At 63.4% G+C, this 11,211-nt stretch carries 11 protein-coding genes and 1 tRNA gene; 6 read left to right on the top strand and 6 right to left on the bottom strand.

The window, feature by feature from the left end:
- The 3 genes from RKP46_RS17005 to dut form a co-directional block, all read left to right on the top strand.
- Window positions 1-590, top strand: a 590-nt coding sequence (locus RKP46_RS17005) for a response regulator (protein ID WP_311107722.1), incomplete at its 5' end; no start/stop codon positions are given.
- Between the two features lie 40 nt (window positions 591-630).
- On the top strand, window positions 631-1,851 hold the full coding sequence (gene coaBC / locus RKP46_RS17000; RefSeq protein ID WP_311107721.1) for a bifunctional phosphopantothenoylcysteine decarboxylase/phosphopantothenate--cysteine ligase CoaBC: 1,221 nt from the start codon (window positions 631-633) through the stop codon (window positions 1,849-1,851).
- The gene (gene dut / locus RKP46_RS16995) at window positions 1,824-2,288 is read left to right on the top strand and encodes a dUTP diphosphatase (protein ID WP_311107720.1); all 465 of its coding nucleotides are present in this window, start codon (window positions 1,824-1,826) and stop codon (window positions 2,286-2,288) included. The genes coaBC and dut overlap by 28 nt, the downstream gene beginning before the upstream one ends.
- Before the next feature lie 108 nt (window positions 2,289-2,396).
- Here the strand turns inward: dut and ppk2 are convergent, their stop codons facing one another.
- On the bottom strand, window positions 2,397-3,665 hold the full coding sequence (gene ppk2, locus RKP46_RS16990) for a polyphosphate kinase 2 (RefSeq protein WP_311107719.1): 1,269 nt from the start codon (window positions 3,663-3,665) through the stop codon (window positions 2,397-2,399).
- A 262-nt stretch (window positions 3,666-3,927) separates the two neighbouring features.
- Between ppk2 and RKP46_RS16985 the strand changes: the two genes are divergently transcribed.
- Window positions 3,928-4,749: a tRNA threonylcarbamoyladenosine dehydratase gene (locus RKP46_RS16985; RefSeq protein ID WP_311107718.1), complete on the top strand. Its 822-nt coding sequence runs from the start codon at window positions 3,928-3,930 to the stop codon at window positions 4,747-4,749.
- Window positions 4,750-4,820: 71 nt separating this feature from the next.
- Here RKP46_RS16985 and RKP46_RS16980 read toward each other — a convergent pair whose 3' ends face one another.
- A complete protein-coding gene (locus RKP46_RS16980; RefSeq protein ID WP_311107717.1) occupies window positions 4,821-6,614 on the bottom strand; it encodes a diguanylate cyclase in 1,794 nt (597 codons plus the stop codon).
- 157 nt (window positions 6,615-6,771) lie between these two features.
- Between RKP46_RS16980 and RKP46_RS16975 the strand changes: the two genes are divergently transcribed.
- Together RKP46_RS16975 and RKP46_RS16970 are read left to right on the top strand one after the other, a co-directional pair.
- Window positions 6,772-6,845, top strand: a tRNA-Thr gene (locus tag RKP46_RS16975).
- A 23-nt stretch (window positions 6,846-6,868) separates the two neighbouring features.
- Window positions 6,869-7,168, top strand: coding sequence for a hypothetical protein (locus tag RKP46_RS16970; RefSeq protein WP_311107716.1), 300 nt, complete (start codon window positions 6,869-6,871; stop codon window positions 7,166-7,168).
- Here RKP46_RS16970 and RKP46_RS16965 read toward each other — a convergent pair.
- The 4 genes from RKP46_RS16965 to RKP46_RS16950 are packed head-to-tail and all read right to left on the bottom strand — an operon-like array spanning window position 7,165 to window position 11,188.
- Entirely contained in the window at window positions 7,165-8,349 is a 1,185-nt protein-coding gene (locus RKP46_RS16965; RefSeq protein ID WP_311107715.1) for an O-succinylhomoserine sulfhydrylase, read from the bottom strand. The two genes, RKP46_RS16970 and RKP46_RS16965, sit on opposite strands and share 4 nt — an antisense overlap.
- Window positions 8,350-8,354: 5 nt before the next feature.
- Entirely contained in the window at window positions 8,355-9,881 is a 1,527-nt protein-coding gene (gene purF / locus RKP46_RS16960; protein ID WP_311107714.1) for an amidophosphoribosyltransferase, read from the bottom strand.
- A gap of 9 nt (window positions 9,882-9,890) precedes the next feature.
- A complete protein-coding gene (locus RKP46_RS16955; RefSeq protein ID WP_311107713.1) occupies window positions 9,891-10,379 on the bottom strand; it encodes a CvpA family protein in 489 nt (162 codons plus the stop codon).
- Window positions 10,376-11,188 (bottom strand): SPOR domain-containing protein, encoded by an 813-nt coding sequence (locus RKP46_RS16950; RefSeq protein WP_311107712.1) that lies wholly within the window; start codon window positions 11,186-11,188, stop codon window positions 10,376-10,378. The genes RKP46_RS16955 and RKP46_RS16950 overlap by 4 nt, the downstream gene beginning before the upstream one ends.
- Window positions 11,189-11,211: the final 23 nt, after the last annotated feature.

The following is an 11,211-nucleotide window of genomic DNA, read 5'->3' as shown; positions in this document are numbered from 1 at the left end:
TCTCGCGCGAACTGGTGCAGGCGATGGGCGGCGACATCGAGGTCGAGAGTACGCCTGGACAGGGCAGTTGTTTTCGCTTTTCTCTCCCGGTCCGCCTGGCCGAAACGCTTCCCGCGACGCCTGTGCAGACGACGAGGGCCGAACGAGAGAAGCTCTCTACCTCGTTCACGCTCAGCGAACTGGTTGCCGGACCGGTCCTGCTGGTCGACGACAACGAAGTCAACCTGGTGGTCGGAGCAGCGATGATCGAACAGTTGGGCTTGTCGTACGACACCGCGGCCACCGGGATCGAGGCCTTTCGCCGACATGCCGAGAAGAACTATGCGCTAATCCTGATGGACATGGAAATGCCGGAGATGGACGGCTTGAGCGCGACCCGCCAGATACGCGAGCGCGAAGCGCTCGCCGGGCGCCGGGTGCCGATCATCGCGATGACGGCAAACGCCCTGCAGGGCGATCGCGAACGCTGTTTCGAGGCCGGGATGGATGGCTATATCGCCAAGCCGATCAACCAGGCGGCGCTGGTTGACGAGATTCGACGGGTCATGACGCTGAACAAGGCTGGGCCAGCAGCGGCCGATGTCGAGTAGAATCGCGCCGGCAATATCATCCAACGGGCGAGTAGAGCGCATGGAACTTGCGGCAAGAAGGGTCGTTCTGGGGATCAGCGGCGGCATCGCTGCTTACAAGAGTGCCGAGCTCGTCCGCCTGCTGGTCGGCGCTGGCGCTTCGGTTCAGGTGGTGATGAGCGAAGCCGCGACGCGCTTCGTGACCCCGGTGACCTTCCAGGCGCTGTCCGGCAAGCCGGTGTTCACCGATCAATGGGACACGCGTGTAGCCAATAACATGGCACACATCGATCTCTCGCGCGGTGCCGACGCACTGCTCATCGCGCCGGCCTCGGCCGATTGCCTGGCCAAGCTGGCGCACGGACTGGCCGACGACCTGTTGAGCACGCTCGCCTTGGCCCGCGAGTGTCCACTGCTCGTCGCTCCGGCGATGAACCGGCAGATGTGGGAAAACCCGGCAACGCAGCGCAACGTCACCCTGCTGCGTTCCGATGGTGTGGAGATCATAGGACCGGCGACGGGCGAACAGGCTTGCGGCGAGAACGGACCAGGCCGCATGCTTGAAGCCGACGAAATCCTGGCCGCGCTGCTAGCCCATTTCCAGCCCAAGCTGCTGCGCGGCCGGCGTGTACTGCTGACCGCAGGTCCTACCTTCGAGGCCATCGACCCGGTGCGAGGAATCAGCAATCTTTCCTCCGGACGCATGGGTTACGCGATCGCCCGCGCGGCAAGCGATGCCGGCGCGCAGGTGACGCTCGTTTCGGGTCCGGTCGCGCTGTCCTGCCCCTACGGTGTGCGGCGCATAGCGGTGACCAGTGCGCTCGAAATGCACGCGGCGGTTCACCGGGAGGTCGCCGACAACGATGTGTTCATCGCCGTCGCGGCAGTCGCCGATTATCGTCCCGTCAAGCCGCTGGCAGAGAAAATCAAGAAGGGGATGCAGACCTCGCCACCGACGATCACCCTGGTCGAAAATCCCGACATCCTTGGCGAGGTCGCCGCGCTCGCCCGCCCGCCGCTGTGTGTGGGCTTTGCCGCGGAGAGTGAGAAGCTGCACGAATACGCTGAACGCAAGCGGCGCAGCAAGCGAATTCCGCTCATCGTTGGCAATCTGATTGGCGACGGGTTCGGCGGCGACGAGAATACCCTGGTCCTGTTCGACGACGAGGGTCAGCACCCCTTGCCCAAGGCACCGAAGATCGCCCTTGCTCGGCAACTCGTCGCGCGCATTTCCGCCCTGCTCGAAAGCCTGGCGTGGCAACACAGATCACTCGGCGCATAGACCTCCGTCTGCTTGACGAGCGCTTGCGCGATCAGTTGCCGCACTATGCAACAGCCGGTGCAGCCGGTCTCGATCTGCGCGCGTGTATCGCCGCCCCACTGGAGATCCCGCCGGGAGAGACGGTTCTGATCCCGACCGGAATCGCCATACACCTCGACGACCCAGGCCTTGCCGCGCTTATCCTGCCGCGTTCCGGTCTTGGCCACAAGCACGGCATCGTCCTCGGCAACCTGGTCGGCCTGATCGATTCGGACTACCAAGGCGAAATCATGGTCTCCGCCTGGAATCGAAGTTGCACCGGGTTTCTGCTGCAACCGCTCGACCGCCTGGCGCAACTGGTCGTCGTGCCGGTGGTGCAGGTCGGCTTTCAGATCGTCGACGACTTCGCGGCGAGTGACCGCGGCAACGGCGGCTTCGGCAGCACCGGTCAGGCATAGAGCTGCCGGCGGCAGCCGACAGGCAAGTGCGCTGGCTGGCGGACGCATGCAGGTCGCAGGCAGAGAAAAAAAGGGGCGCGCAGCGCCCCTTTTCCTCCCCCGTTCAGCCTACAGGATAGGCTTGTGCGCCACCTCCGGATGGGTGGAACCACTCGGTTCATAAACTACATGCGGGCGGCCGACGAGCAGCGGGTCGATCGGACCAATGGCTTCGATGTCCTTGCCGGTATAGTTCAGCTTGTGCAGGACGTAACGCATGGCATTCAAACGCGCCCGCTTCTTGCAGTCGGACTTGATCACCGTCCATGGCGTCTCGGCCGTGTCGGTGTGGAAGAACATCGACTCCTTGGCCTTGGTGTAATCGTCCCACTTGTCGAGCGACGCGAGATCGATCGGCGACAGCTTCCACTGCTTCAGGGGATGAACCTCGCGTTCCTTGAAGCGTCGCCGCTGCTCCTTGCGACTGACCGAAAACCAGAATTTGATCAGATGGATGCCACTGCGCACCAGGGTGCGTTCGACTTCCGGCGTCTGGCGCATGAACTCGTTGTACTCTTCTTCGGTGCAGAAGCCCATGACCCGTTCGACGCCGGCCCGGTTGTACCAGGAGCGGTCACAGAAGACGATTTCGCCAGCCGTCGGCAGATGCTTCACGTAACGCTGGAAATACCACTGCCCACGTTCGAGTTCGCTCGGCTTTTCGAGGGCGACGACGCGCCCGCCACGCGGGTTGAGGTGCTCGGTAAAGCGCTTGATCGCACCGCCCTTGCCGGCGGCATCGCGCCCCTCGAAGATGATCACGACGCGCTGTCCGGTCTCCTTGATCCAGTTCTGCAGCTTGAGGAGTTCGACCTGCAGGCGGTACTTCTGCTTCTCGTAGGCCTTGCGCGACATCAGATTGCGGTAGGGGTACGAATTGGTGTCGCGCCAGCTCGTTGCGAGCTCGTCATCGGGACTGGTCGCCTGCTTTGCTGCCGGAGGTTCGTCCTTGCCGAGCAATGCCTTGCGCAGCGCCATGGCATCATCGGGCGACGACCCGGTCATGATCGCTTCCAGAGTTTTCGCCAGCGAAGCCGTATCACCAACCGTCGCGTGCGCGATGATGTCACGCAGGGCAACCTTCTTGTGCTCGAGCGCCGAACTGGTGGCTTCGGCAACGTCATACGCTTCCATCGCGGCCGGCGTACGTGCCGGAGCCACGTCTCCGGCGGACGCCTTGCGCGGTTGGGCGGCGCGTTGCGCCGGCGACGCTGCGCGGTTTCTCGCGGTCCGCCGGGCTGGCGCCGGGGCCGATGAATCGCTGCTTTCGGCTGTTGTGTTGACTGCCGCCGTGCTGCCCTCAGGGTTCGCGTTGGCCGGCGGAGCTTTCTTGTCCATCAAATTTTCTCCCGATGTGGATGTACGTGTGACCAAAAACTGAAGCCATCGCCGTGCTTGACGGCATGCGTGATGATAGCGCCAAGATATCCGGCGCTTCAATGGCTTGTTGGCTTTTCGTGGGCTCTTTTGGTGCTTTTCCGGCGATCGGCCTGCTCCACCTGCAGAAATGTCAGGCGACGACGAAAGGCGGAGGCCCGCTGGCCGCCCGACGGGCCCACTTTCCGTTAGACTCTTGCCGATGTCCAAGCGGAGATGCTGCATGGCGCACACGGAAATTGGCCACGACCAGGAACACTTCGCTACCGAGACCGACTCGGCGCGTCGCTTTGGCGGCGTGGCGCGTCTGTACGGAGCATCCGCGCTGGACACCTTTCGTCGGTCGCACGTCACCGTCGTCGGCATCGGTGGAGTCGGTTCCTGGGCAGTCGAGGCCCTGGCGCGATCGGCTATCGGAAAACTCACGCTGATTGACCTCGACATGATCGCGGAATCGAACGTCAACCGGCAGGCGCACGCACTCGCCGGTGAGTTCGGCCGCGCCAAAGTGAGCGGCATGGCGCAGCGTATCCGCCTGATCAATCCGAGATGCGAAGTACACGAGATCGAGGATTTCGTCACCCCCGAGAACGTCGCGCAGTTGCTCTGCGCGAGCTGCGACTATGTGATCGATGCGACCGATCAGGTGCGGACGAAGGCGGCAATGATCGCCTGGGCAAAGCCGCGGGGAGTGCCCCTGATCACTGCCGGAAGCGCCGGCGGGCAGCTTGATCCGACACGCATCGCGATCACTGACCTGGCGCGGACGATACAGGACCCTCTGCTCGCCAGGGTTCGCTCGCGCTTACGCCGCGAGTGCGGCTTTCCGCGCGACCCGCGGCGCAAGTTTGGCATCCCCGCCGTGTTTTCGACCGAAGCGGTCCGCCCGCCGCTCGTCGAAGGGGCTTGCGGCGAACGCCCGTCCGCCGGCGGACTGAGCTGCGCTGGCTTTGGCTCGACCGTGTGCGTGACGGCGACCTTTGGCTTCATCGCTGCCGGCGAGGTTCTCCAGCATCTGGCGAGTCGGCGCTCAACAGTCGGTTGACGCGATTCGGCCTGCTGCGCCCCCGTCGGCGCCGGCCGCGAGCGCCACCCGCCACCGCTGCACGGCATTCCTCAAGCGACGAAAACGCGGTTCTTGCCGGCCTGTTTGGCGGCGTACATAGCTTCATCGGCGCGCTTGGTGACCAGCGCCAACGTGTCATCAGGACGCAGGTCACTGACTCCGGCACTGAAAGTGATCAGTTGCCGCGTATTGTCGTGCAGGAAGATACGCCGCGTCAGTTCGCGCTGCAGACGGACGATCGCCGTCTGCGCGTCACCTACGGGAGTCTCGGGCAGCAGGATGATGAACTCTTCACCGCCGTAGCGTGCCACCGTATCGTGTGGTCGCAGCGTTTCACGAATCACCGTACTCAAATGGATCAGCGCCTGGTCACCCGCCTGGTGGCCGAGCGAGTCATTGAGCTTCTTGAAGTTGTCGATGTCAAGCAAAGCGACGCAAAGCGTCGCCTGGCGACGCCGGGAACGCGCGACTTCCTTGTTGAAGGCTTCTTCCAGTCCACGCCGATTGAGCACGCCGGTCAACTGGTCGTGCCGGACAAGCGTACTCGCCTTGTCGAGTTCGGCCTGCAAGTGGCTGATGCGTTGGTCGGCTTCTTCGACGCGCCGGCGCGCGGCGCGCAACTCGTCGCGCGAGCGCTGCGCATTGAGCTGGATGATTTGCGTTTCGCGAATCACATCGGCGAGAACGTCTTCGAGCTGCGCAATGTCCTCCGCCTGGCTGATCCGGTCGGCACAGACTTCGATCTTGTCGTGATAGTCCGAGGTCGAATCGGCGAACTCGGCCAAGTGGTCGACGAAACCGGCCAACATCTGCTTGAGCGCTTCCTTGGCCTCGTTGAGGCTGTGCTTGAGCTGACTCTGCTTGAAGATGACCTCCTTCAAACGAGTCTCGGCGTCGCTCAGCGAGCGAATGCTCAGCGGCCGGGCAACGATGTCACGCACGATGTCGATCTGACCTTTCAACCAGTGGTCCTCGACGACCAGCTCGCCGATGTTCTCGATCAGCAGGCGCAACAGGTTGAGCAGACCCACATGCACTTCGCCGCGGTCCTCGGCCAGGAGCTCGAGGCGAAAGGCAAAATTCTGCAGTCGGGTCTGCAGTCCTTGCACCGCCGCCGGCGAGTTGGCCGTGCGCGCGCTGTCGGCCAGCATCCGGGTATCGGCAAGCAGTTCGGGTTCATCGGTCAACAGCGTCGGGATGATCACCGCCAGCGTATGGACGAACAAATCGCGCAATTCGTCGGTGGCAGCGACGACTCCTGTTGCCTCGCAAGGCGGCGACGCAGCACCGGCTGCGCCTTCAACCGGCAGGCCGAGCGGAGTCGCGCCTTCGACCAGCGGAATATCCTCGCCCACCGGCGCGTTCGATGCCCACGACCTGACGAGTCCTTGCAAGCGCGTGAAGAAAACCTCACTATTGCCGCCCGCTCCACTCGACAGGACGCGCTCGAGCGCCTCGCGTTTGCGCGCGACGGTCAGGCCGGCCTGCTTGGCATCCCATTGGCGAACGAAGTCGGCGAGAAGTTCACTCCATGGCAGATCGCCTTCCTTGCCGAGCTGCAGCACCAGGTCGGCCAGGCCAGCACGCAGTTCCGGCCAGTTCCTGGCCTTGAAAGCACTCTCGAAATTCCTTGCCAACCGTTGCTGGATCACGGTTTGCCGAGGCAAGGCGGCGAGCAGCGTTTTCAATTCCCGCTCCGGGAATGGCTCGCCGGCGTCGCTGGCGGTCCCGGCAATTTCGTGATACAGCGCCCGGTAGTTTTCGGGGGACGGGGGAAGGCGGCGAACCGCGAGCAGGCGCAAGGCTTCGCGGGCAATTTCAGAGGGATTCGACAAGTTTGCCATGGGCTTTCCCTGATCGCTTGATGGACGGATTCTACCAGTGGTACGTCGCAATCCGATCGCGCGAACTGCGCTTCCCGATGCGTGGTCGAGCGGTCGGCGTTCCGTCCCGGCGCGGCAGGCGTAGACTTCCGCTATAATCGACCGCTCGCTTCAGTCCGCCTCCGTAGCATGAAGGTCGTGCAGTTGATTTGTAATCATCTGGCGTTGGTTCGATTCCGACCGGAGGCACCATTCAAGACACTCGGTTGGAGCCTATGCAGCACGTCATCTGGATACTCTGGCCGGCGTTCATCGCTGCCGGCATTGCCGAAGGCCTGTTCTTCACGCTGATCGATCCACGGCAGCTGTACCTGTTCGGCCAACTTGTCGAGTGGCCACCGATCGCCACGTATTCGACCGGCTTCTTCCTGTTCTGGCTGGTCTGCCTGTGCGCCAGTCTGATGACCTACTTCATGATGCCGAATGCGGCCAAGGAAGCCCTCAGGAAAGCCGCCGCAGAGCGCGAGGATCTGGCGCGCCCGCGCCGCCGCGAGCCGAAAAGCGTAGACCGCTAGCTTGCGGCAAGGCCTCTTTCAAGGTCGTTCTGCAGGTCGGCGACGGCCTCGAGACCGACCGCAATGCGCAGCAGATCTTCGCCGATTCCGGCGGCAGCACGCTGCTCCTGGGTCAGGCGTCCGTGCGTCGTCGATGCCGGGTGCGTCAGCGTGGTCTTGGTGTCACCCAGGTTGGCGGTGATCGACAGCAGTCGACAACTGTCGATCACTTTCCACGCTTCGGCGCGCGCGCCCTTGACGGTAAAGGAGACGATCGCGCCGCCTCCTTTCTGTTGCCGCTGAACCAGATCGAATTGTCCATGCGAGGCCAGACCGGGGTAGTAGACGCGCGCGACACGCGGGTGCGCCTCCAGCCATTCGGCCAACTCGAGCGCCTTGGCTGACTGCGCCAACATCCGTATCTGGAGCGTCTCGAGACCCTTGAGCAGGATCCACGCGTTGAACGCGGAGAGCGTCGGGCCGGCCGTGCGCAGGAAACGGAAGACATCCTCGGTCAGCTTTCGCGGGCCGGCGACCGCGCCACCGAGGACGCGTCCTTGTCCGTCGAGGTACTTGGTTGCCGAGTGCACGACCAGATCGGCACCCAGATCGAGGGGGCGCTGCAGCACCGGTGTGCAGAAGCAGTTGTCGACCGCGAGCAGGATGTTGTGCCGCTGAGCGATGGCGGCCAGTGCGGCGATGTCGGCCACTTCGGTGAGCGGGTTCGACGGCGTCTCGAGGAAGAACAGCCGGGTTTCCGGCCTGATCGCCGCCTGCCATGCATCGAGGTCGGTCTGGCCAACGAACGTTGTCCGCAGGCCGAAGCGCGGCATGATCGTTCCGAGCAACTGTTGCGTGGCACCGAACAGTCCGGTTGACGCGACGAGATGATCGCCAGCGCTGCACAAGGCCATCAGCAGGGCAAGAATCGCCGACATCCCGGACGCCGTAGCAATGCAATCCTCGGCGCCTTCGAGTGTCGCCAGGCGATCCTGGAAGACCTTTACCGTTGGATTCGTGAAACGCGAGTAGACATTCCCTTCCTCCTCGCCGGAAAAACGGGCCGCCGCTTGCGCAGCGTTGGCAAAGACGAAGCTCGAAGTCAGATACAGGGCTTCGCTGTGCTCGTTGAACTGGCTGCGCTCCTGACCGGCGCGCACGGCCAGCGTTTCAAGCGAAAGAGGGACCTTGGTCTCGCGCATCGCGATCAGCCGACCGAGAGAAGGTTGAGCTGCAGTTGCTTCGAAGTCCAGCGCTCGTCCTTGCTCAAATGATGATGCCCTTCACGCGCCTGCTCGATCGCCGTCAGGTACTCCGGGCTGACGTCACCGGTAACATAGGATCCGTTGAAGCACGATGTGTCGAAGCGGCAGAGCGTCGGCTTGAGGTCACGAATCGAAGCTTCGAGCGCCTGCAAGTCCTGATAGACGAGCGCATCAGCGCCAATTTCGCGGGCAATTTCTTCGCCCGTGCGACCGGTTGCGATCAATTCCGCGCGCGTCGGCATGTCGATGCCATAAACATTGGGGTAACGGACAGGCGGCGACGCGGAAGCGAAGTAAACCTTGAGCGCGCCGGCGGCACGCGCCATTTCGACGATCTCGCGACTCGTCGTGCCGCGCACGATCGAATCGTCGACGAGCAGGACGCGCTTGCCCTTGAACTCCTGGGCGACGGTATTGAGCTTCTGACGAACCGAGCGGCGCCGCGTCGCCTGACCCGGCATGATGAACGTCCGACCGATATAGCGATTCTTCACGAAGCCTTCGCGGTAGGGAACGCCGATTCGCTGCGCCAACTGCATGGCCGACGGTCGGCTCGAATCCGGTATCGGAATCACCACATCGATCTGGTCGACCGGAATGTACTGGATCAGCTTGTCGGCCAGGTGTTCACCCATGCGCAGGCGGGCTTCGTAAACCGAGACGCCATCGATTACCGAGTCCGGACGAGCCAGGTAGACGAACTCGAAGATGCACGGCGAAAGCGACGCGTTCGGCGCGCACTGACGCTGGTGCAGCCGGTGCTCGAGGTCGACGAAGATCGCTTCGCCGGGCTCGACATCGCGCAGAACCTGAAAGTTGAGCGTGTCGAGCGCGACGCTTTCCGAAGCGAAAAGGTACTCGGTTCCCTCGCGCGTTTCGTTGAAACCGAAGACCAGCGGACGAATCCCGTGCGGGTCACGAAAGGCGAGCATGCCGTAGCCGGCGATCATCGCCACGACGGCATAGGCGCCCCGGCAACGCCGATGGACACCGCTGACTGCGGCAAAGATGGTGTCCAGGTCGAGCCGACACCCCTTCGCCGTCGCTTGCAGTTCGTGCGCCAGCGCGTTGAGCAGTACCTCGGAGTCCGAGGTCGTATTGATGTGGCGCAGATCCTGGCGGAACATCTCTTCCTTCAGTTGCTGCGTATTGGTCAGGTTGCCGTTGTGTCCAAGGACGATGCCGAACGGCGAGTTGACGTAGAACGGCTGCGAGAGGGCGGAATCGAAGGCTGAACCGGCCGTCGGGTAGCGGCAATGGGCAATTCCCATGTTGCCCGGCAGCGCGCGCATGTTGCGCGTGCGAAAGACATCGCGCACCAGACCGGAACCCTTGTGCATGTGGAAGGTATCATCTTCGGTCGTGGCGATGCCCGCTGCGTCCTGCCCGCGGTGCTGCAGGACCATCAGGCCATCGTAGAGCAACTGGTTGACTGGCGTAGTCGCGACAACTCCAAGAATCCCGCACATCGACTTTCCCTACCCGAACCTGATTCGTTTGGCCACCTCTGCCGGCAACCATGGCTTGCTGGCGAGCACCGCCGTTTGCAGTGGCGGTGAGAAATACGCTTCACTCCACCACTTCTCGCGCGGCAAGGAGGTCATGCCGCCCAGCGCGACGAGCACCAGGACAATCGCCAGACCTCGCGCAACGCCGAAGATGACGCCCAGGAGGCGATCGGTCAGAGTCAGACCGAGCGCTTTGAGCATGCTTTGAACCGCCAGGCGAAGCAGGGCCATCGCGACCAGCACGCCAACGAATACCGTCAGCCAGCCGGCAAGCACGCGCAGTGAGGGCTCGGCGATCGTCGAGAATCCCTCGCCTGCCGCTGGTCCCCACCACTTGGCGGCCAGGAATGCGCCGATCCAGGCTGTCAACGCGATGACTTCCCCCACCACGCCTCGCCACAAGCCGAGCAGCAGCGAGGCGGCAACGACGAAAACCACAGCGTAATCGAAGACCGTCATTGCTTGCCGACAACAGCTCCGGTGACGCCAAGCTGCTTGAGCTTCTCCAGTGCCTTGTCGGCAGCTTCACGGCTGGGAAACGGACCGGCGCGTACGCGCGTGCGCGATCCGTCCGGCGAGTTGTACGACTCGGTGTAGGTGTCGACGCCAGCGCCACCGACCTTCCCCTGCAACTGCTTGGCCTTTTCCGCTTCGGTGAAGGCGCCAAGCTGTATGAAGTGCTGGGCGCGCGGCTTGCTCGCCGCCGCTTCGCTCGGCTTACCGCTCAGAATCGCCTTCGCCCGCTGCTGTTCCTGACGTGAAGGCTTGTCGTCCGATGCCGGTTTCGCGGCGGGCTTGGCTGCCTTTTGTGCGGCCGTCTTCTCCGCCGGCTTGGGCACGGGCTGAGTGGCCTGCTTGCTCGCCAACTGCGCCGGTGGCGAAGTCGCCTTCCGGTTTTCCGGGGCTTTTTCGCTTGCCTTGGGGGTTGTCCCGCCGCCCTCGGCGTCGCCCCGCCGGGCGTTTGGCGGGCCACCTGGACTGACTCTGGCACTCGCGACGTCGGCTGCGTCGCCGGGCACGGCAGCCACCGCCGGCGGCTGTCCGGCGGTCGCGCTGGCCGGCGGCGACACAGCCGCGGCGCCCGGTTTGAACGGCAACTGATCCTGCCCCGGTATGCGAATCTGAACGTTTTGCACCAGTGGCTTCGGCTCGTCGTCCATGACCATCGGCAACACGACCGCGGCCAGTCCCGCGAAAGCCACAGCTCCAACCAGACGGCGACGCGCCCGCTTCTTCAGCTGCAATTGGGGGTCACTGGTTTCAGTCATCGATAGCGTGGGTATGTACGGGC

This window comes from Accumulibacter sp. (assembly GCF_031732815.1).
Classification (GTDB): Bacteria; Pseudomonadota; Gammaproteobacteria; order Burkholderiales; family Rhodocyclaceae; genus Accumulibacter.
This window is presented reverse-complemented; position numbering and strand designations above follow the sequence as displayed.

Excerpts from the sequence above, each read along its gene's own strand:
- coaBC (WP_311107721.1), top strand. The coding sequence starts at position 631 with ATGGAACTTGCGGCAAGAAGGGTCGTTCTGGGGATCAGCGGCGGCATC.
- ppk2 (WP_311107719.1), bottom strand. The coding sequence starts at position 3,665 with ATGGACAAGAAAGCTCCGCCGGCCAACGCGAACCCTGAGGGCAGCACG.
- RKP46_RS16985 (WP_311107718.1), top strand. The coding sequence starts at position 3,928 with ATGGCGCACACGGAAATTGGCCACGACCAGGAACACTTCGCTACCGAG.
- RKP46_RS16980 (WP_311107717.1), bottom strand. The coding sequence starts at position 6,614 with ATGGCAAACTTGTCGAATCCCTCTGAAATTGCCCGCGAAGCCTTGCGC.
- RKP46_RS16970 (WP_311107716.1), top strand. The coding sequence starts at position 6,869 with ATGCAGCACGTCATCTGGATACTCTGGCCGGCGTTCATCGCTGCCGGC.
- RKP46_RS16965 (WP_311107715.1), bottom strand. The coding sequence starts at position 8,349 with ATGCGCGAGACCAAGGTCCCTCTTTCGCTTGAAACGCTGGCCGTGCGC.
- purF (WP_311107714.1), bottom strand. The coding sequence starts at position 9,881 with ATGTGCGGGATTCTTGGAGTTGTCGCGACTACGCCAGTCAACCAGTTG.
- RKP46_RS16955 (WP_311107713.1), bottom strand. The coding sequence starts at position 10,379 with ATGACGGTCTTCGATTACGCTGTGGTTTTCGTCGTTGCCGCCTCGCTG.
- RKP46_RS16950 (WP_311107712.1), bottom strand. The coding sequence starts at position 11,188 with ATGACTGAAACCAGTGACCCCCAATTGCAGCTGAAGAAGCGGGCGCGT.